At 71.7% G+C, this 19,874-nt stretch carries 15 protein-coding genes and 2 pseudogenes; 7 read left to right on the top strand and 10 right to left on the bottom strand.

Translation table 11 applies throughout. The annotated features are described in order from the left end of the window. Positions 1–33: 33 nt before the first annotated feature. The 3 genes and pseudogenes from GFH48_RS04860 to GFH48_RS04850 form a co-directional block, all read left to right on the top strand. The gene (locus GFH48_RS04860; RefSeq protein WP_153287065.1) at positions 34–669 is read left to right on the top strand and encodes an HAD family acid phosphatase; all 636 of its coding nucleotides are present in this window, start codon (positions 34–36) and stop codon (positions 667–669) included. 24 nt (positions 670–693) lie between these two features. Continuing rightward, positions 694–1,080 (top strand): PPOX class F420-dependent oxidoreductase, encoded by a 387-nt coding sequence (locus GFH48_RS04855; RefSeq protein WP_153287064.1) that lies wholly within the window; start codon positions 694–696, stop codon positions 1,078–1,080. A 150-nt stretch (positions 1,081–1,230) separates the two neighbouring features. After that, positions 1,231–1,659: pseudogene (locus GFH48_RS04850) on the top strand (pectate lyase); the annotation flags it as partial. A gap of 69 nt (positions 1,660–1,728) precedes the next feature. Here GFH48_RS04850 and GFH48_RS04845 read toward each other — a convergent pair. Next, a complete protein-coding gene (locus GFH48_RS04845; protein WP_228121269.1) occupies positions 1,729–2,106 on the bottom strand; it encodes a Zn-ribbon domain-containing OB-fold protein in 378 nt (125 codons plus the stop codon). Between the two features lie 412 nt (positions 2,107–2,518). Next, positions 2,519–3,199 carry a TetR family transcriptional regulator gene (locus GFH48_RS04840; RefSeq protein WP_194280824.1) on the bottom strand — a complete coding sequence of 227 codons (681 nt, stop codon included), beginning with the start codon at positions 3,197–3,199 and terminating at the stop codon, positions 2,519–2,521. 474 nt (positions 3,200–3,673) lie between these two features. Between GFH48_RS04840 and GFH48_RS04835 the strand changes: the two genes are divergently transcribed. After that, on the top strand, positions 3,674–4,624 hold the full coding sequence (locus tag GFH48_RS04835) for an LAETG motif-containing sortase-dependent surface protein (protein WP_153287062.1): 951 nt from the start codon (positions 3,674–3,676) through the stop codon (positions 4,622–4,624). 207 nt (positions 4,625–4,831) lie between these two features. Here GFH48_RS04835 and GFH48_RS04830 read toward each other — a convergent pair whose 3' ends face one another. Then, a complete protein-coding gene (locus GFH48_RS04830; RefSeq protein ID WP_153287061.1) occupies positions 4,832–6,292 on the bottom strand; it encodes an MFS transporter in 1,461 nt (486 codons plus the stop codon). A 501-nt stretch (positions 6,293–6,793) separates the two neighbouring features. Here GFH48_RS04830 and GFH48_RS04820 point away from each other — a divergent pair. After that, complete coding sequence (locus GFH48_RS04820; RefSeq protein WP_153287060.1) at positions 6,794–8,581, top strand: tetratricopeptide repeat protein; 1,788 nt, start codon at positions 6,794–6,796, stop codon at positions 8,579–8,581. Positions 8,582–8,838: 257 nt separating this feature from the next. Here GFH48_RS04820 and GFH48_RS04815 read toward each other — a convergent pair whose 3' ends face one another. Continuing rightward, complete coding sequence (locus GFH48_RS04815) at positions 8,839–10,017, bottom strand: acyltransferase family protein (protein ID WP_153287059.1); 1,179 nt, start codon at positions 10,015–10,017, stop codon at positions 8,839–8,841. Positions 10,018–10,301: 284 nt separating this feature from the next. Here GFH48_RS04815 and GFH48_RS04810 point away from each other — a divergent pair. Continuing rightward, a pseudogene (locus GFH48_RS04810) lies at positions 10,302–11,278 on the top strand (IS5 family transposase). Positions 11,279–11,579: 301 nt separating this feature from the next. Here the strand turns inward: GFH48_RS04810 and GFH48_RS04805 are convergent. From GFH48_RS04805 to GFH48_RS04790, 4 genes are all read right to left on the bottom strand, one after another. Further along, positions 11,580–12,662, bottom strand: a complete 1,083-nt coding sequence (locus tag GFH48_RS04805) for an aldo/keto reductase (protein ID WP_153287057.1) — start codon at positions 12,660–12,662, stop codon at positions 11,580–11,582. Positions 12,663–12,885: 223 nt separating this feature from the next. Further along, positions 12,886–13,281 carry a luciferase domain-containing protein gene (locus GFH48_RS04800; RefSeq protein WP_153287056.1) on the bottom strand — a complete coding sequence of 132 codons (396 nt, stop codon included), beginning with the start codon at positions 13,279–13,281 and terminating at the stop codon, positions 12,886–12,888. Positions 13,282–13,458: 177 nt separating this feature from the next. Then, complete coding sequence (locus GFH48_RS04795; protein ID WP_153287055.1) at positions 13,459–14,139, bottom strand: DUF6445 family protein; 681 nt, start codon at positions 14,137–14,139, stop codon at positions 13,459–13,461. A gap of 121 nt (positions 14,140–14,260) precedes the next feature. After that, on the bottom strand, positions 14,261–16,717 hold the full coding sequence (locus GFH48_RS04790) for a SpoIIE family protein phosphatase (protein WP_407698610.1): 2,457 nt from the start codon (positions 16,715–16,717) through the stop codon (positions 14,261–14,263). Positions 16,718–16,950: 233 nt separating this feature from the next. Between GFH48_RS04790 and GFH48_RS04785 the strand changes: the two genes are divergently transcribed. Continuing rightward, positions 16,951–17,841 carry a peptidoglycan-binding protein gene (locus GFH48_RS04785; RefSeq protein ID WP_153287053.1) on the top strand — a complete coding sequence of 297 codons (891 nt, stop codon included), beginning with the start codon at positions 16,951–16,953 and terminating at the stop codon, positions 17,839–17,841. An 87-nt stretch (positions 17,842–17,928) separates the two neighbouring features. Here GFH48_RS04785 and GFH48_RS04780 read toward each other — a convergent pair whose 3' ends face one another. Both GFH48_RS04780 and GFH48_RS04775 read right to left on the bottom strand, forming a co-directional pair. Further along, positions 17,929–18,912 (bottom strand): alpha/beta fold hydrolase, encoded by a 984-nt coding sequence (locus GFH48_RS04780; protein ID WP_228120367.1) that lies wholly within the window; start codon positions 18,910–18,912, stop codon positions 17,929–17,931. Between the two features lie 215 nt (positions 18,913–19,127). Further along, positions 19,128–19,637, bottom strand: coding sequence for a methylated-DNA--[protein]-cysteine S-methyltransferase (locus tag GFH48_RS04775; RefSeq protein WP_153287051.1), 510 nt, complete (start codon positions 19,635–19,637; stop codon positions 19,128–19,130). Positions 19,638–19,874: the final 237 nt, after the last annotated feature.

The raw sequence follows: 19,874 nt of genomic DNA, 5'->3' as shown, positions 1-19,874 counted from the left end.
CGCTCACCGCTCCGACGTGAAAAGGGGACGAGTATGACTGGACATGGTGTGGGCCGCCGGATCGGCGCGCTCTCGGCGGTCGTCGCGCTGGGCATCGGAGGGACCGTCACCGTCGCGGGGACCGCCGCCGCGGCTCCGGCCCGGACGGCGGTGGCCGCGACGCGGGTGGCCGACGTCGACTACGCCACCTGGCAGCAGGACGTCCGGGCCGTGCTCGACCAGGCGGTGCCCTACGTCCAGCAGCGCACCGCGAACGCGTCCGGGCAGAAGCTGGCCCTCGTCCTCGACATCGACAACACCGCGCTGGAGACGGACTTCCACCCCTGGTACCAGCTGCCCACGCCGGCCGTCGCGCCGTCGCTCGACCTCGCCCGCTACGCGCGCTCCCGCGGTGTCGACGTCTTCTTCATCAGCGCGCGTCCGGGCATCATCGCCGCCGAGACGAAGTGGAACCTGACGTCCGTCGGCTATCCGGTCTCCGGCCTCTACACGCGTGACCTGCCCGACCTGTTCGACGAGGTCAGCGCCTACAAGACGGGCAAGCGGGCCCAGATCGAGTCCCTCGGCTACACCATCATCGCCAATGTCGGCAACAACGACTCGGACCTCGTCGGGGGGCACGCCGAGCGCACCTTCAAGCTGCCCGACTACGACGGACAGCTGTCCTGAGCTCGGATTGCCTAGACTCCCGGCATGGACGAGACAAGGCTCGACACGCTCCGTTCGGGCAAGTTCCTTCTCATCACGAGCTACCGGAAGAACGGCACGGGCGTCCCGACGCCCGTGTGGGTGGTCCGGGACGGTGACGCGCTCGGCGCCTGGACCGTCGCGGACTCCTGGAAGGTGAAACGGATCCGCAACCGGCCGGACGTTCTCGTGGGTCCCTGCGACGTACGCGGCAACCCGACCGGTGACCAGGTTCCCGCCACGGCGGAGATCCTCGACCAGACCGCGACGGCGCGCTACCGCGGTCTGATCGCGCGCAAGTACGGCGTCCTCGGCCGTCTCACCCTCTTCGGCAGCCGGCTGCGCCGCGGCCGGGAGGGCACGGTGGGACTACGCATCTCGCTGACCCCGTGAGGGTCGGACGGGGGCCCGGCACCGGCCGGACCCCCGTCCGACGCCCCCGAGCCGGTGCGCCGCCGATTACGGCGCGGCGACGGGTCCGGGGTCCCCGACGGCTACACCGCCGAGCCCGCCTCGACCGTCGTCGCCTCGGTGACGTCCGGCGCGGGCACCTACGACGGCAGGCTCCAGCGGTTCCACGGCAGCGGCGACCTCGGGGGCGGAGGCCAGTCCGAGGACCAGGACCCGATCTTCGACCTCGCGGACGGTGCCGTTCTCAAGAACGTCGTCATCGGGGCCCCGGCCGCCGACGGCATCCACTGCGCGGGCAGTTGCACACTGCGGAACATGTGGTGGGAGGACGTCGGTGAGGACGCGGCCACCTTCAAGGGCACGTCGTCCTCCGCCACGTACACCGTGACCGGTGGCGGCGCGAAGGCGGCCTCGGACAAGGTGTTGCAGTTCAACGGCGCGGGGGAGCTGACCGTGACGGGCTTTCAGGTGTCGAACTCCGGCAAGCTGGTGCGCAGTTGCGGCAACTGCTCCACGCAGTACACGCGCACGGTCGTCGTCGGTGACGTGGACGTGACGGCTGACCGGAACGGGGGGCCGGACGGACCGGTTCCGCACGACGGTGCGTTCGGCCGCCCGGGGCACGGAGTGTCAGTTCCGGCTCCGGTACGGCCCGTCGACGAGCTGGAACACGGGCTGGCTGCGTACCGGGTCCTGCGCGGTGGTGAGTTGGACCCGGTCTCCGCTGTGCACGTCGGTGGCCAGTCCCGTGACCCTGCCCCGGACGGTGAAGCCCTCGGCCATCTCGACGAGGGAGACGTTCCGTGCGGCCGGGGTGTTGCGGTGGATGACGGTCGCGTGACGGACGACACCGGTTCCGGTGCTCGCCTCCGTCCGCAGGTCGCTGCCCGCGCAGACGGGACACAGGAGGCGCTGGTACATCGCGCTGCCGCACCAGCGGCAGCGCTGGAACAGAAGGGCGTCCGAGGCCGGATTCGCGTTCACCACGAGGTCGGTGGCGAGGTCCACGGCGTCCGGGTCGCCGCGATCGGGTTCCGTGCCGAGCACGTCCGTCGAGGGTCGGGGACCCGGATGAAGGGCGATTCCTGGGTGGTGCACGATGTCATCTCCCTGCGCTCGGCCGGAGTCGAAGGTGCCCGGATCGCCGCGCACGAGCCACAGGGTATGGCACTCAGTGCCACTCGTAAAGGCACTCGGTACCCTCGGGTGGCCGAGCGGTGCTTCCCGGTTGCGCCCGCGCCTGGTCGGCCCGCGCCCGACCCGGTCGGCCGCGGCCGACCGGTCCCGGTCGATCGGGACCGTACGGGCGGTCTTGTAGGGGCCGTTCCGCCCGGGCCCGTTCCGCCCGGGCGGTCCCGGTCCGGGCGCTCTGTTCGGCGGATCCGGTCCGGTCCGGTCCGGGCCGTCCCGTGCGGCTCGGTCAGTCGTGCCCGAGCGTGGACTCGATCTCCCGCACCACGCGCCACATGGGGGTCCCGCGCCGGGAGATGACGACGACCACGTCCTCCTCCCGCTCCTCGGCCGCAGCGGCCGGAGCGCCGGGGGGAGCGTCACCGAACATCGCCTGGACGAAGCCGAGGGCGTGGTCGACGGCGGTGTCCGCGTCGCCCTGCCCGGCCGAACGCAGCCACGAGCGCAGGGCGTTGTTGTGCGCGGCGACCACGGCGGCGGCGATCACATCGGCCCGCAGGCTGCCGTCGGGGCGGCCTCCGAAGCGTCCGCGCAGATACTCCGCGAGGGCACGTTCGTAGCGCCAGACCACCGACAGCTCGTAGGCGCGCAGGCCGGGCACCTTCTTGGTGAGACGGTAGCGCTGTACGGAGAAGGTCGGGTTCTCTGCGTACATGCGCAGCACGAGCCGGGCCGCGTCGCAGACCCGTCGCACCGGCTCGTCCTCGGCGGTGCCGTCGGCGAGGAAGGCGGTCATGTCGGCCAGGCAGCGCTCGTGGTCCGGGAAGACCACGTCCTCCTTCGACGGGAAGTAACGGAAGAAGGACCGCCGGCCGACCCCGGCGAGGGCCACGATGTCGTCGACGGTGGTCTGCTCGTAGCCGCGTTCGGGGAACAGCCGGAAAGCCGCCGCGACCAGCGCGTCCCGCATGGGGGGCTTCGCCGGCGTCGTGTCGGCGGTGTCGCTGCGCCGGGGTCCCTCGCTCATGAACGGGAACCTAGCATCGCGCGGAGGGGATGGCACTCGGTGCGCACGGTTGAGGGAACCGAGTGCCGTCAGTCGTGGAGGAAGGAGGACGTGCGTGCTCCGGACTTGAGGGCACACCCGTGGCACGCCCGTCGTCGGCGCGCCCGGGTACGGGCCTGGGTGGAGGGTGCCGGCGCGTCAGCGGTGCGCGGGAATGACTTATTCCTGATGCGGACGAAATGTGATCGCATGTGAAGTCGCCGTGCTGTCAACGAAGTTGACAGGCCCCATGGGGTGATCGACTATGTGGTCGAGCTGTGACCCATGTGACCAATGGGTCCAGTGATTCTTCGACCACTCATCCCCGGTGCGGCCCCCGGCTGCCGTGTGCCGCCCCGCGCCGACGACCGGGGCATGGATCACCGAGATGGGATCTGCATGTCCATAGCGAGACGTGTCACCCTCCGCTGCCTGCTGGGGACGGGCGCGGCGGTCCTCGCCCTCACGGGGGCCGCGCCCGGCGCCTGGGCCTCCGGAACCCCCGGCGGCGACGGCTGGGACAACGGCGGCGGCTACAAGCCCGGACAGGGCGCCGGTACGGTGACCGAGGCCGATCGCTGCGAGTTCTCCCTCGACGGGACGAGCTTCCACGACTGGGTCCGCGTCGACGACCAGAACCTGAAGCCCACCGACGACGGCAAGGTGCACATCAAGGTCCGCGCGGCGGGCGGTGCCGGTTCGTGCACCGCGTCCCTCGCCGCGTACCGCACGCACGGTGCCACCTTCAGGACCTCCGGCGAGCAGGTCTTCCACGACTTCGACTCCGTGCGGGTCAAGCCGGGTGAGACCGACTCCCTGGACATCGCGGTGCCGGACCTCGGCTGCTTCGCGCAGATCGACCTGTACCGCGGTGCCGTGAAGTTCGACGGCAAGTTCGACGCCGTCGACGGCTTCGAACACGGCGACCTGCCCAAGGGGCCGGACCGCGCGGTCATCAAGGACAAGCTGATCATGGCGTGGAACGGTGGCGGCAAGGACTGCACCGCGCAGCCGCCGAGCACGCCCGGGACGACGCCTCCGGCCACCACGCGGCCCGCCTCGACCCCGCCCGCCTCGACGCCGCCTGCGGAGACCCCCGGCAGCCCGACCCCGTCGACGCCCGCGGAGTCGACCCCGCCGCAGACGCCGGGCACGCCGTCGGCGTCCGAGTCGACCACGCCGCCGGGTCCCACGCCGAACGGCGGCGGGTCCACCCCGCCCGGGGATCTCGCGGAGACCGGTGGCGGCAACACGCTGCCGATCGCCGCCGGCGCCGCCGCTCTCCTCGCGGCCGGCGGAGCGATCACCGTGGTCACCCGTCGTCGGCGCTCGGCGCGCACGACGTCCTGACCCGCGCGCAGGGTGCGCACCGCACCCTGGCCCGGGGCGCGCACCGCGTTCCGGTTCGGGCGCGGGGCGCGGACCGCATCGCGACGCCCCGTGTCATCGCGTCGCGTTGACAGGACGACGGGCCCCGCTCCTCACCGAGTACGTGAGGAGCGGGGCCCGTCGTCCTGTGTCCGGGTGTCGCGCGCCCGGCACCCGCGCCCGCGTGGCTCAGGCCTCCACCGCCATGTGCCGGTCGGGGGCGTCGGCCGTGGCCGCCTTGTCGCCGCCGCCCGCGGCGGCGCGGACGGCCGGGATGGCGGCGGCGATCACCGCCGCGACCACCGCGACTCCGCCGCCGATGATCAGGCTGGTGCGGAAGCCGTCGTCGGAGGCGAAGGTGTGACCGCCCAGCGTGGTGGTCATCTGGGCGAGGACGACTCCGATCACGGCCGCGCCGACGGACGTGCCGAGGGAGCGCATGAGGGTGTTGAAGCCGTTGGCGGCGGCGGTCTCGGAGAGCGGCACCGAGCTCATGATCAGGGCGGGCATCGCTCCGTAGGCGAGGCCCACACCGCTGTTGACCACGATGCCGACGAGCATCAGGCCCCAGGCGGTACCCATCAGGGTCAGGGCCAGGCCGTAGCCGGCGGCGATGACCAGTACGCCGGAGATCAGTGTGAACTTCGGTCCGCGGGCGTCGGTGAGCTTTCCGCCGAGCGGGGACACGAACATCATCATGATGCCGCCGGGCGCCATCCACAGACCGGCCGCGAGCATCGACTGCCCCAGGCCGTAGCCGGTGGCCTCGGGGAACTGCAGCAACTGCGGCAGGACCAGCATGCTGGCGTACATCGCGCAGCCGACGAAGACCGAGGCGATGTTGGTGAGCAGCACCCGCGGTCGTGCGGTGGTGCGCAGGTCGACCAGGGGGTCGCGGGTGCGCAGCTCCCAGGCTCCCCAGCCGAGCAGAACGACGACGGCGCTGGTGAACAGTCCGATGGTGGTGGCCGAACCCCAGCCCCAGTCGGCCCCCTTGGAGACCGCGAGCAGCAGGCAGACGAGTCCGGCGCCGAGGCCGAGCGCGCCGGGCAGGTCGAAGCGCTGGCCCTTGGCGCCGGCGGGGATGTCGGGGATCAGGAACCAGACGAGTGTCGCCACCACCGCGGCCATGACGGCGGCACCCCAGAAGAGCACCCGCCAGTTCGCGTACTGGGCGACAGCCGCGGCGATGGGAAGTCCGAGGCCGCCGCCGATGCCCATGGAGGCGCTGACCAGCGCGATGGAGGAGCTCAGCTTCTCCGTGGGGACCACGTCACGCAGCAGGGCGATGCCGAGCGGGACCATGCCCATGCCCATGCCCTGGAGACCCCGCCCGACGATCATGGGGACCACCGAGGAGGACAGCGCGCACACCACCGAGCCGACGATCAGCGGTACCGAGCAGGCGAGGAGCATCCTGCGCTTGCCCAGGAGGTCGCCCAGGCGCCCGGAGACCGGGACGAAGACGGCGGCCACCAGGAGGGTCGCGGTGATCACCCAGGCCGCGTTCGACGAGGTGGTGTCCAAGAGCTGCGGCAACTCCGCGATCAGCGGCGTCACCAGGGTCTGCATGATCGCTGCCGTGATGCCTGCGAAGGCCAGCGTGGCGACCACGCCGCCCGAGCGGCTCGATGCCTGGGTGGCATCCATAGAGGGGCTCCTCGTACTTGTCTGCGGTACCTGTATGCGGAGGGACGATATGCATCGTACACGGAGCGTGTATTGCACACATTGAATGTAAGCTGCATATCTCGCCGGGGGTGGGCGCGGCGAGAGTTCGGCACGCCGGGCGAGGGTGAGGGCCGCCGGGAGTCGATGCGAGCCGGCGAGGGGGACCGATGGGACAGGAAGGCGGCGGCCGCATGGGCAGGCCCACGTCGAGGGTCTGGACCGAGTGATGGCCGCGTGGTCGGACGACGACATCGCCGGGTTCGCCGCCTGCCTACGACGTTTCAACACCGACATCGAACGGCTGGGCGGCCGGCCCTGGCCCCGCCCCTGACGCCGTGCCGGACCCGTCGGGAGTCACCGCACCCGACGGCGGCCATGTGATGACAAAAGCATCTCGCCCTCCGATGAATGGCCTATTCCGTGCATACGTGGATATGACATCGGCACGCGAGGGTCGGTGAACACCGCGGGGGGGCGGACATGGATGTGGACGACGCGGTGGTACGAGCGCTCGGCACGGTGGCGAACTGGTTCCTCCTGGCCTTCGCCGCCCTGATCGCGCTCGGGGTCGTACGCAATGTGTCGGCGCTCGTGCATCGCGTGCGTGCCCGGGGCCGGGTCCTGCCGCTCATCCTGCTGCCCGAGCACCCCGTCGAGGAAGGCGAAACCGCGGCGCCGAGCGCGCACCTGACCGCCCATCTCGCCGCCCACCTGACCGAGCACCAGAGGGACAGCATCCTCGCTCCCGGTAGCCCGTCCGCCGCCACGGCCGTCAGCCGGCCCCAGACCTCCACGCCCGCGCAGGGCTGGGTCGAGTCCCTGATCCGTGTCGCCCTCGCCAGTCCCCCCGGGTACGCCGTCCACCTCCATGAACTGGAACCCCACGGTGCCGTCCGCCGCGTGTCCGTGCGCATCCTGCGGGTGCCGAAGAACCGCATCGTCGCCGCCCGCGTCGTCGCCGAGGAGGACGAGGAGAGCCTCGTCGAGAAGGTCGCCGTCTACTGCATCGTGCAGGTCCGCAACCAGCCGGAGATGCTGCGCAGGATTCCGCGCTGGGAGCGCTGGGGGGAGGACGAACGGGCCTTCACCCACTACCGCAAGGGCGTTCACGAGCAGCGTGTGCACGCGCAGGCGCGAGCCGACGACGCGAGTGCGGGCGTCGACTACGGCACCGCGCTGCTGTCCTACAGTCAGGCCGTCAAGTTCGCGCCGGGAAATCTGCTCATCCGGCACGGTGAGGCGGCGCTCATCGAGCTGATGCACGCCCACCATCCGGGCAACTACCAACGGGCGATCGCCACTTACCAGCGGTGTACCGAGCTGTGGCCGGAACACATAGAGACCGCGTACCGCATGGCCATCGCGTACTCCCGCGCGGCCCGGCCCCTCTTGCGCGCCCGCGACCTCCCGCCCGAGCGGATGACACAACTCGAGGGAATGGCCCGCCTGGCGCGGGAACACCTCGCCGACATCTGCGCGCGACTGCGCCTGCGTTCCCTGCTGCGCCGCTGGCTGCGCAACTGTGTTCCCGGCGGCCGGTCCAACAGCGGTGAGCGCCGCTACTGGGGCTCGTGGCTGATGCCCCTGCCCCTTCCCGCGCGGCGGTCCCAGCGTCGTACGTTCCTGGGCGCGATCCGTATCGCCCTGGCCGCGCACGATCTCACCCAGCTGCATCTCAACGGCCGGCACGGCCGTACGAGTGTGGCGGCCGACCGGCAACAGGGCTTGGTGGCCCTGGCGTTCGACCGCGTGGCCCGGGAAGTGCTCGTCGGCACCCGGGTCCCGGCGCGTGGCACCGGTGTCCGCCGTCTGCTCTTCCACGACCACACCACGACGGGCTCCGCCCACGACGCCCACACCCACAGCACCATCACCCATCCCCGGGCGACCTCGCAGCACTGGGGGCCGGTCCGCAAGGGGTCGACCGGCTGGATGACCCACTACAACGCGGCCTGTTTCCTCGCGCTCGCGATGACGCTGCCCGACGAGTGCCTACCGGCGGGGTACTCGCGCGTCCACTGGCAGCAGGACTGCAACCGGTCCGCCCTCAACCAGCTCGACCGCAGCCTGCGGACGCCCGACAGCACGCTGACGGGAGACTGGATCGCCCACGATCCCGATCTCGACCTGCTGTGGTCCACCGAATCCGGCGCCGCCTGGGCGGAGTTCATGAACATCGACATCCCCACCGCGTCGCCGTCGCCACCGCCGTTGCCGGCGCCCGCCCCGCCCCCACCCGACGGCCGCCCGCGTGTCCCAGGCCATTGACCGCCGTCACCGCACCGGGCGCGGCCGGTGCGGCCACGGCTGCCGGCCGGCGTCCCTGCCGGGATCCGCTCGACGGCGGTCGTCGGACGCCCGGCCCCGCCTTCCGGGACGTACGGACGCCGCGACCGCCGTCGGGACACCGGCGCGGACCGGTGCCCCGACGGCGGTCGGCTGCCCGACGGACGCGGACGCCACGGACCCCGGCCGCTTTCGGCGAGGAACTCGCGCTCGGACGCGTTCCGCGGACCCGGCGTCGCTCAGCCGGCCTTCGAGCGGCGCGACCGGCTGAACCGGCGCATGAGCGGAGCCTCGACCGTGGAGTAGAGCACCCACGACAGCAGCACCGTGACGGCGGCGGTGCCGAACAGCATGGCGAAGCCCGCCGTGCTGGAGTACATGTGCTGCGTGCCGAGCGTCTTGCGCAGCGTGGACAGCGCCGTGTAGTGCAACAGGTAGAAGGCGAAGGAGATCTCGCCGAGCCGGACCATCGCGCGATTGCGGAACAGGGTGAAGCGCCCCTCGATGTCCGCGGTCGCCGTGGCCGCGATCAGCAGCACGATCGGCAGGATCATCGTGGCGCGCTGTCCGTAGAGGTAGGGCACGTGGAAGGTCAGCCAGTATCCGCCGGCCAGCAGCAGGCTCGACCAGACCATGCCGATGTTGCGCCAGCGCCCGTGCCGCACCGCGAGCGCCACCAGGATGCCGAGGGCGAAGTCGGCCATCCGGACCGGGGGCAGCACGTAGGCGAACCAGTACTGCGAGACCGAGAGGACCTGGCCGCTGGGCACCGGCGGGGTCTTCGGGAACAGGGCGTACGCCAGCGCGGGGGTGGCCACCACCGCGGCGATCGCCCCGGCGATCCAGTACTTGAGGCGACGGGGGTCGATACGCCGGAACACGTGCAGCAGCAGCGGGAAGCACAGATAGAAGACGGCTTCCACCGCCAGCGACCAACTCGGCGAGTCCACGCTGAAGTTGGTGAAGTAGCTGGGCACCCACACCTGCACCATGAAGAGGTTGGCGACGGCGACGCGGGTGGAGGTGTAGGAACCGGCGAACAGCAGCATGGCGAGGGCCCAGGCGACCACGTAGATCGGGTAGATCTTGACGAACCGGCGCCGCCAGAACGCCGTCGTGGTGTCACTGTCCCGCGCCGACCAGGTCAGTACGAACCCGCTGAGCACGAAGAAGAACGCCACTCCGAGGCCGCCGGACTGCCCGAACCAGTCGGCCAGACGGTACTCGGTGCGGTCGTCGGCCAGCAGCCGCAGTGGGGGTATCGGAAGGAAGGCGTGGTGGGCGAACACGGCGAGCGCGGCGGGGAACCGCAGGCCGGTGAGGGACGGCAGACGTGCGGGGCGGGGGCGTCTCGGCTCGGCGGCCGCGCCGCTCTCACCGGCCGGCGCGGGGCCGGTCAGAACTTGATCAGTGGCCATGGGATCTCCGTTGTCGGGCCGTTCTCGGGGAGTCCTGCGGTGTCCGGTCCCGCGCGAGGGGGAGGGGACCGGGTCTGTGCGGCGCACGGTGGAGGGGCTCGGCCGGTCGGGTCGTGCGTGTCGTCGCGCGGTGGCCGAGTCCGTCCGTCACCTCGCGCCACCGCGTTTCTCCGGTGGGGAGTTACACCGTTTTTTGTACAGTCGCGTGCTAGGGCCTGTGTGATGTCGTGATCATTCTTGGGTTTTGTCCTGTTCGAGGGGTGGAATCCGATAGGACAGTGGTCGTGACACGTAGGCAACTCACCAATGCCCAGTGGAAGTTCATCGAGCCGTACCTGCCGATCGGTAGGTACGGCCCGTACCCGGAGCGGTTGCGGGAGCAGTTCGAGGGTGTGATCTGGCGGTTTCGGTCCAGTGGTCAGTGGCGGGAGATGCCTGCCGAGTTCGGGCCGTGGGCGACCGTCTACGGACGCTTCCGTGTCTGGCGGGACGCCGCTGTGTTCACCGACCTGCTGGAAGGCCTGATCGCCGAGGGTGCGCGTATGGGAAGAACGGACTTGTCGCTGGTCAGCGTGGATTCCACCACGGTCCGCGCCCACCACGATGCCGCAGGGCTGCGCGTCAGCAAGCACCTCATGGAGGCTCTGGAAGAAGCCGCGCAGGAGCAAGAGGCAGCCCGGCAAAAAGGGGTGGCCCGGAGGAACAGGACGGACACACAGAGCGCCGGCGCGTCCGACGCAGACACAAGCTCCGCCTGAGGGAAGCCTTGCTCGGCAGATCCCGGGGCGGCCTGACCAGCAAGATTCACCTTGCCGCGGATCGCAGGTGCCGTCCGCTCGCACTGGTCCTGACCGTCGGACAGGCCGGGGACAGTCCGCAGTTCGTCCCCGTCCTCGCGAAGGTGAGAATCCGTCTGCCCGCCGGCCGTCCCCGCACCAAGCCCGGCGCGGTCGCCGCGGACAAGGCCTACTCGTCGCATGGCAACCGCGCCTACCTGCGCAAACGTGGAATCAAGGCAGTCATCCCGGAAAAACGGGACCAGGCCGCCAACCGCAAGAAGAAGGGCACACGAGGCGGTCGGCCCGTCAGCCACGACGCCGACCTCTACAAGGAACGCAACACCGTCGAACGCCTGATCAACAAGCTGAAGGCCTGGCGCGGCATCGCCACCCGCTACGACAAGACCCCGGACAGCTACCTCGCCGGCCTCCACCTCCGCGCCGCAATGATCTGGATCGATGACCTGATCAAGACCACATGATCACGACATCACACAGGCCCTAGTGGCGTACTCAAGAGCCGGGAGTGGACCGGGCGTGCCCGAGTGGCGTCGCGCTCGACCCGCCCCGCCGGCCGGTCGCGCGTCGGATCCCCATGTGCCGGTGACACGGCCACCGCCCCGTGCGTCGGTGGACGCACGGGGCGGTGGCCGTGTCACCGGTGACGGACGGGCGCGTGAACCGTCACCTGTCCGCCGCGCGGACGCCCTCCCGCGCGGAGTCGTTCGCCGCCGGCCCCCGGTGGGCCGACGTCACCGTGACCCGGTGCGGGAGCGCTGAGGTTCAGTAGCGGACGTCGCTCTGGACGAGCGGCGGGTACACGGTGGAGGTGTGACCGTCGACGGTGGTGCCCGCGAACTGAAGCATCGACCGCAGGGCGCCGTGCATCGGTGCCGGATAGTCCAGGTCGGGAGCCGACACCTCGTCCAGCCGGCGGAGCTGTTCGGGGGTGAGGGTCACCTCCAGGCCGGCGAGGTTGTTCTCCAGATGCTCGACACGCCGGGCGCCCAGAATGGGTACGACGGTGCCCTCGCGGGCCCGCAGCCAGGCCAGCGACACCGCCGCCGAAGTGGTGCCGAGCTCGTCGGCGACCGCGGCCACCGCGTCGATGACGAGGTACTCGTCCTCGCCGGGGCCGCCGACGAAGGCCGTGCGCGCGGAGTCGGTGACCTGGGTGTCCCGCCGGTACTTGCCGGACAGGAAGCCGTTCTTGAGCGGGCTCCACGGCACCAGCGCCATGCCCTGGTCGAGTGCGAGCGGCGCCAGTTCACCCTCGACGGTGCGGGCCAGCAGCGAGTACTCGACCTGCAAGGCGATCAGCGGGCTCCAGCCCTTCAGCAGCGCCGTCGTCTGGGCCTGGGCGGTGACCCAGGCAGGGGTGTTGGAGAAGCCGATGTAGCGGATCTTGCCGGCGGTCACCAGGTCGTCGAGGGTGCGCAGCGTCTCCTCGATCGGGGTGTGCCGGTCCCAGTTGTGCAGCCAGTACAGGTCGAGATGGTCGGTGCGCAGCCGGCGAAGGCTCTCGTCGAGCTGGGCGATGATCGACCCGCGGCCCGCGCCGCCCCCGTTGGGATCGCCGGGGAAGAGGTTGGTGAAGAACTTCGACGCCAGCACGACGCGCTCGCGCTGTCCGGGGCGCGCGGCGAGGAAGTCGCCGAGGATCTTCTCCGAGTGGCCGTTGGTGTAGAAGTTCGCCGTGTCGATGAAGTTCCCGCCGCGGTCGAGATAGGCCGCGAGGATCCTCTCGGACTCCTCGACGCCGCATCCGGCGCCCCCGGGATCCTCTCCGAAGGTCATCGCGCCGAGGGCGAACGGGCTGACCCGCAGCCCGGACCGGCCGAGGGTGACGTAGTGGTCGAGTGGCATGACGGTGCTCCTGTGGGTGTCGCGAGGGATGCGTAACCGCTCGTCACCATCGAAACGCGAGCGGCGGGGTCCGGAGTAGGCCGATCCGCGCGGGTGCTTGCACGATCCTCTTCGCTTCACTTCGCCTGGCCTGGCCGCGCCCGATCGGACCGGCCCGGCGGCATGCCGGAGGCCCCCGTGACGGGTACGCGCCACCACGGCCCGCCGGGCGGGGTCCTTTTCCTCAGCTGCCGCTGAGGATCGTGCGCGGCAGCGACGCGCCGCGGTGTTCGTTGCACTCGGCCGGTGCCGTGTCACCGGCGGCGGGCCACGCCTGGTGGGACTGGAGCGCGACGCTCACCAGGGTCAGGAGCAGATGGATGTCGGCGTCGACATCGAGCCGTATGGTCACCCAGCGTGAACCGGGGACCATCCGGACCGCCGTGGCGCCCCTGAGGTGATCCTCGTAGCGGCGGATGGCCCGGGCCGTCAGATGCAGATCGGCCTCGTGATCGGAGTGGAAGTGCACGATCTCGTCCCGGGCCGAGCGCAGTGCCCGCCCCGTGCCGCAGCTGGGCCGGGCCTCCGAGAGGTCCGGCCAGGCCGCCAGTTGCGTCATGGCACGCAAGGCCAACGTCATGCCCCCATCATGACCAGCTCACCGTCCGGCCACCAGGACTTGGGAGCGCCGTAACTGAGTCGTGGTTCGCGCGTAACGGGGCATATCGGGGCAGAGTGCCTGGGGTGGTCGGGGCTGACGGGAGGAGTGTCCCCCGGGTCCGCCGAAGGAACGGTCGGGTTCACCGGAGGTGGAGTGTCACGCCATCCAGAAGAACACCGCGGTCATCCGCTTGTCCTCGATGGTGGTGCCCGCGTAACCGGTGGCGCTGTGCATCAGGTTGGCGTTGTAGAGCAGCAGCCGGTTGTGGCGATGCGGCACCCGGACGTCCTCGACGAACGAGTCCGGCGGTACGAAGCGCGTCCCCAGCGCCTCGACGAGGTTGTTGTGCGGCGCCGCCACCACGTTGCCGCCGAGACGGCCGCCGGGCAGGTTCTGCCGGTAGAAACTCGTCCCGCAGTCCTTGGGCACCGCCGGGTTGAGATACAGCACCGCGGCGTACCGGCACAGGGCCCGGGAGTCGGTGTGCGGGCGCGGCTCGCCCTCGTCCTTGCCGACCACCTGGACGCAGTTGTGGTTGAGGGTGGCCCCGGAGGCCGTCGCCTGCTGCCACAGCTCCCGCGCTCCGGTGGCCTTCTTCACCAGCCTCTCCACACGGGCGAGTTCGTCCGGTTCGAGTCCGGGCATCGTCCGCAGACCCGGCCAGCTCTCCGAGGTGTACGGGTGACCCTTGACCCAGTCGTCCTTGGCGAGGCAGCGGGCGCGGACGGCTTCCACGTCGGGGAGGACGTCGTCGAGGACCCAGTAGTCCCGGTCGCGGGTCGGTTTCCGATAAGGGAGAACAGGGAGGGCGGGAGTCCGTGGGGGGTGTGGGGACATGCGGCAGACCATAGTGTCGGCGCCGGTCACCACTCGCCAAGGAATTGGTCAACAATCTGTCAACTTCCCTTGGTCGCAGGGGTGTCGGGCGGCTCCGGCGAGAGGGGCGGCGGCGCCCGCGTCACACCGGTGGCTCCGTCAGGGACTGCTCGGCCCAGATGATCTTGCCGTCGGGGGTGTAGCGCGTGCCCCACCGCTGGGTGAACTGGGAGATCAGGAACAGTCCGCGGCCGCCCTCGTCGGTCGTCTTCGGATGGCGCAGATGCGGAGCGGTGGCACCCGCGTCGGAGACCTCGCAGATCAGGGCGTCCTCGGAGATCAGACGCAGCCGGACCGGACCCGGAGCGTGCCGGATGGCGTTGGTGACGAGCTCGCTCACCACCAGCTCGGTGGTGAAGGCCAGCGACTCCAGACCCCACACCCTGAGCTGCTCGGTGGAGGCCCTGCGGGCCTCGGCGACCATCGCCGGATCGCCGGGCAGGTCCCAGGTCGCGACCTGCTCGGTCCCCAGCCGGCGGGTGCGCGCCATCAGCAGCGCCACGTCGTCGTAGGGGCGGGTCGGCACAAGATCGTCCACGATGGTCCGGCACAGCGTGTCGAGCGATCCCCGGTATCCCTCCAGCGCGCGCCGCAGACGCTCCCGGCCCGCTTCCGGGTCCCGGCCGGTGCGGGGCGTGGCGATGAGCCCGTCCGTGTGAAGACCGAGCAGGCTGCCCTCCGCCAGGGTGAACTCGGCTGATTCGAAAGGCAGTCCGCCCACACCCAGCGCGGGACCGCGAGGCAGGTCGGCGAACGAGACCGTGCCGTCGGGGGTGACGATCGCGGGTGCCGGATGTCCCGCGCCCGCCATGGTGCACCGCCCGCTCACCGGGTCGTACACGGCGTAGAGACAGCTGGCGCCGACGGCCTGCATACCGCTGGTGAGCGTGTCCGCCCCGCTGCCCTCCTCCCGGGCGGCCCGGCTGACCAGGTCGTCCAGATGCGCGAGCACCTCCTCGGGCGGCAGGTCCAGATCGGCGAGCGTCTGTACGGCGGCCCGCAGCCGTCCCATGGCGGCGGCACCGTCGATGCCGTGACCGGTCACCTCGCCCACGACCAGGGCCACCCGGGCCCCGGACAGCGGAATCACGTCGAACCAGTCACCGGCCAGCCCCGTCAGCTCGTCCGCGGGCCGGTAGCAGGCGGAGACCTCCACGGCGTTCTGCTCGGGGAAGCGGTGCGGCAGCAGATTGCGCTGCAGGACGAGTGCGGCGTCGCGTTCGCGGGTGTAGCGGCGGGCGTTGTCGACGCACAGGGCGGCCCGGCCCACGAACTCCTCCGCCAGCGTCAGGTCCTCCTCGTCGAAGGGATCATGGCGCCGGCGCCGGAAGAACGTGGTGATGCCCAGCGTGACGCCCCGTGCCCGGATGGGCACGATCATGACGCTGCTCAGCCCGAGATCGAAGAAGTGGGCGGCCTGTCTCCCCTCGCCGGCGGTGGCCCACTCCTCGGCGGTCGGATCGAGCCGCTGCTCGCGCCACGACCGTCCCTCCGCCAGGCACCTGATCGGGGGAGAGCCCGTCTGGTACGTGGCGACCGCGCCGACGGGCACGGTGGTTTCGGGCACCCCGGCCCGGGTCGACTGCTGGCCCGCGCGCCGCAGCGGTACGGCGTCGGTGTCGTCCGGCGGGCCGGCGGCCGGTTCGGCTCCCTTGAGCACGGAATCCAGCAGGTCCACGGTGGCGAAGTCGGCCAGGCCCGGCACGGCCACGTCGGCCAGTTCCTGAGCGGTCCGCAGGACGTCGAGACTGCGGCCGATGTGCTCCCCGGCCCGGTCCAGCAGCGCCAGCCGCCGACGGGCACGGTAGCGCTCGGTGACGTCGACGACCGTGTAGTACACGCCGATCGGATGGCCGTGGTCGTCGTCGAGCCGGACGAAGGACAAGGAGTGCGCGGTCTCGCGATGGGGCGCGGACCGTACGCGGCCCACGTGCTCGAACCCGACCACCGGCTCACCGCTCCGCAGCACCTGGCGCATCCTCGCCTCCAGGACCTCGGCGTCGAGCCCAGGCTGCACATCGGCGAGTCTGCGCCCGAGCCGTCGCTGCGGCGGACCGCCCCCGAACTGCTCCAGGGCGGTGTTCGACCACACGAACCGCAGCTCGGTGTCCACGATCGCGATGCCCACCGGCGATCCCGCGTTCATGCGCTCCAGCACGGACCGGCTCATGTCCCAGCCGGGGCCGTCGCCGAGGTCGGAGAGCAGTACCACCCAGCGCGTCGGCGTGCCGTCCTCGCGCACCGGGACGGCCCGCACCATCATCCGGACCGCGTGGCCGTCCCGGTGCCGCACGGACAGCAGCCCGGCCCAGCCGCCGACGCCGCGGCACCGCTCGGCGCGCTCCGTGACCCTGGCCGCGTCGTCCGGGAGCAACAGGTCCACGACGTGATGGCCCACCACCTCGGCGGCCCGGTGTCCCAGCAGCCGCTCGGCGTCCGCCGTCCAGCCGGTCACGGTCAAATGGGCGTCGAGCAGAAGTGGCGCGGCGTCCGCCACGTCGAAGCGCCGACGGGTCGACGCCTCTCGTTCCTCGCTCACAGTCACGGTGACCCTCTCCGCTCCCCGAAGGTGGTCCTACCCCGTATGTACCCATTCTTCACGTTGTCCGACCGGGCCACGGCGACCGCCCCGGCGGCAGCACCCTCCGGGGGGCGGTCACCGGGAGACCGCCGGTGGTCCGGCGGAGGCGCCCACGGCTGAACCTCCGGGGCGGCCGTCGCGTATCACTCCACGGGGATGGCGTGAGCTCGCGCGTACGGAGGGAGAGCAGAGTGTCGACACCGCCCGAACCGGGGCAGCCAGCGGGGCGACGGGCCATCGAGCCCACCCATGTGCAGCGGCGCCGCCGGACCGAGGCACTGGCGGAGCTCATCGAGGAGGTGCGCCGGCAGCAGTACGGATCCGATCCGGACGGCGACTACGAGACGGTCGCCGTGCCCGCCACCTCGGCGAAGGCCCTTTCGCCGGCCGCCGGGGAGGAGACGGAGGAACTGCCGCCCGTACCGGGGGGCGAGCCCTCCGTACCGGGAGGCGAGGACTACACCCGCGACGCCGGACCCGCGGGCGTCGCCCCAGGACCCGCGGGCGCCGCGTCCGGGCCCGCTCGTCGGAACGGCCGCGCTCGTCGGAACGGCCGCGCACCCGTCCTCTTACGCGGGAGCGGGGCCAGGTCCCCGTGGAGAGGGCCGACCGGGCCGGGACGGCGGCCCACGCACGGACAGGACCACGCACCCGGACGCGGCCACGCCGACGGTGCCGGCCGGCGCCGGGCCGCCATCGCGCTCGGCGTGATCGCGGCGGCCCTGGCCGGTTTCGCCCTCGCCCTCCTGGTGCCAGGCGACCAGGACGGCCGCGCACGGGCCGGACAGCCCGGAACCGGCCCCGCCGTGACAGCCGCCGCCCCGGCGCCGCCGGGACCCGCCGACCCGGACGGCGCGGGCACCCTCCGCGAGGGGGACAGCGGCCCGGAAGTGACCGCACTGCAACGACGGCTGCTGCGCGTCCCGGACGTGTACGCGGGCGGCTCCACCGACGGCGGCTACGACGCCACGCTCACCGCGGCCGTCGCCCGCTTCCAGCTCTGGTACGGCGTCCGGGGTGACGAGACCGGCGTCTACGGCGACGACACGCGCGCCGCCCTGGAATCGCGTACGACTCCGTAGACCGCCGCAGCGCCACGTGGACTCCGCGATGGCCCGCCCGGGGCGCGCGTCGCGTCCCGGGCGGCGGACGGCCTTCGGGGTTCCGCGTCAGGCGGGCAGCGCGGCGAGCCAGTCGATCAGGATGCGGTTGACGTCTTCGGGCCGCTCCTGCTGGATCCAGTGGCCGCAGTCCTCCAGGATGTGGGACGAGACCAGGCCGGGCAGGGTCATGGGGAACGCCGCGATCGCGTCGGCCAGCCAGGTCGTGGACGCGTCGAGGGCGCCACCGATGAACAGCGAGGGCTGCGTGACGGGCGCGCCGTCATGGCCGGCCAGATCCTCCCAGTCGCGGTCCATGTTCCGGTAGCGGTTGAGCGCGCCGCTCGTCCCGGTCCGCTCGAACTCCTGCGCGTAGACGTCGAGGGTGGACGCGTCGAGCCAGTGGGGGAGAGGTCCGGTGGGAAACCGTTCGCGCAGGGTTTTGCCGGGGCTGACGAAGTGCGGGTCCGGTGCGCCGGCGGAGGGCATGGTGTCGCCGGACAGCGCCGCGTAGAAGCCCCCGAGCCAGCCGCGGACGTCGGGCTCGATCTCGGCCTCGGCCCGGCCGGGCCGCTGGAAGTAGGAGACGTAGAACTCGTCGGGGCCGCCCATCCGGGCGAAGACGTCACTGGGGCGCGGGCCGCCGCGCGGGGTGTAGGGCACGCTGAGCAGCCCGACCGCGCGGAACACGTCGGGCCGGACCAGCGCGGAGGTGGCGGCGACGGTCGATCCCCAGTCGTGCCCGACGACGGTCGCGGACCGCTCACCGAGGGCGTGCACCACGGCGGCGCAGTCCTCCACCAGCTCCAGGATCCGGTACGCGGCCACGCCGTCCGGCCCGGAGGAGCGGCCGTAACCGCGGACGTCGAGGGCGACCGCCCGGTATCCGGCCGCGGCGAGCGCCGTCAGCTGGTGCCGCCAGGAGTACCAGGACTCTGGAAACCCGTGCACCAGCAGGACCAACGGACCGGTTCCCTGCTCCACCAGATGGGTCCGGCCGGCCGGCGAGGACACCAGACGGTGGGTGCGGTCTGCTGCGGACGACTTCGGCACGGATCCTCCCAGGACACTACGGCTGCGGTGAAGGCGACGAGCGGGCCCGCGGGAGACCCGCTCTCCCCGTGTCGCCGCCATGAGTGATCGTGCGGCGAGTGGCAGGACCCGGCCCAGTCCTGTTGCCGGTCCGGCAAAACCGGGCTGTCGCCGCGGCCTTCGAACGCTCCGGTGCCGCCGGCCGCTCGCAGCAGGTGGGACGAGCGGCGTGGGCGTCATCCGGACGGCCGGGCGTCCTCCAGGTCCAGGAGCCGCCGCTTGCGCTCCAGACCCGCGGCGTACCCGGCGAGCGCGCCGCCGGCGCCGATCACGCGATGGCAGGGGCGCACGACGAGCACGGGGTTCGCGCCGATGGCGGTGCCCACGGCGCGCACGGCCGCGCGTGACGCCCCGATCCGTGAGGCGATCTCGCCGTAGCTGACCGTCGTGCCGTACGGGACGCTGTCGACGGCCTTCCACACCCGCCGCTGGAAATCGGTGCCCGCCCCGCCGGCGTACTCGACGGCGAAGTCGGTCAGCCCGCCCTCGAAGTAGGAGTTCAGCTGTGCGGCGATGTCCGCGAACGCGCCGTCGTCCCGTGTCCAGCCGTCCCGTACGACGGCGCCGGACTTCTGGCCGGGCATGGAGAGCGACACGAGCGCCGTGCCGCCCCGGGCGGTCGCCGACTCCTCGCCCACGAGAAGCAGCTCGCCCAAGGGGCTGTCGATGGTCGTCCAGACCGTCATCGGAGATGTCCTTTCACGCGTGGTCCAAGCGGTGCGAGCACCGCTTCACCTGCCATGTTGCCGTGTTCCGCGCACGACGTCCGGCGGGATTCGGACACCTAAGGGCCGTCCCGTGATCCCCGGCGGGCGCACGACGACGGCCACGGCACCCCGCCGCGTCGTCGGATTCGCCCGGACACACCCGGTACGAGGACGCCCCTCCGCCTCGCGACGCACCGCGTCCGACGCCGCGCGCCG

Origin of the sequence: Streptomyces fagopyri (assembly GCF_009498275.1) — a bacterium.
GTDB lineage: Bacteria > Actinomycetota > Actinomycetes > Streptomycetales > Streptomycetaceae > Streptomyces > Streptomyces fagopyri.
This window is presented reverse-complemented; position numbering and strand designations above follow the sequence as displayed.

Coding starts and splice junctions, on each gene's coding strand:
- GFH48_RS04815 (WP_153287059.1), bottom strand. CDS start 10,017: ATGGCCACTGATCAAGTTCTGACCGGCCCCGCGCCGGCCGGTGAGAGC.
- GFH48_RS04805 (WP_153287057.1), bottom strand. CDS start 12,662: ATGCCACTCGACCACTACGTCACCCTCGGCCGGTCCGGGCTGCGGGTC.
- GFH48_RS04860 (WP_153287065.1), top strand. CDS start 34: ATGACTGGACATGGTGTGGGCCGCCGGATCGGCGCGCTCTCGGCGGTC.
- GFH48_RS04800 (WP_153287056.1), bottom strand. CDS start 13,281: ATGACGTTGGCCTTGCGTGCCATGACGCAACTGGCGGCCTGGCCGGAC.
- GFH48_RS04840 (WP_194280824.1), bottom strand. CDS start 3,199: ATGCGGGACGCGCTGGTCGCGGCGGCTTTCCGGCTGTTCCCCGAACGC.
- GFH48_RS04830 (WP_153287061.1), bottom strand. CDS start 6,292: ATGGATGCCACCCAGGCATCGAGCCGCTCGGGCGGCGTGGTCGCCACG.
- GFH48_RS04795 (WP_153287055.1), bottom strand. CDS start 14,139: ATGTCCCCACACCCCCCACGGACTCCCGCCCTCCCTGTTCTCCCTTAT.
- GFH48_RS04820 (WP_153287060.1), top strand. CDS start 6,794: ATGGATGTGGACGACGCGGTGGTACGAGCGCTCGGCACGGTGGCGAAC.
- GFH48_RS04835 (WP_153287062.1), top strand. CDS start 3,674: ATGTCCATAGCGAGACGTGTCACCCTCCGCTGCCTGCTGGGGACGGGC.
- GFH48_RS04855 (WP_153287064.1), top strand. CDS start 694: ATGGACGAGACAAGGCTCGACACGCTCCGTTCGGGCAAGTTCCTTCTC.
- GFH48_RS04775 (WP_153287051.1), bottom strand. CDS start 19,637: ATGACGGTCTGGACGACCATCGACAGCCCCTTGGGCGAGCTGCTTCTC.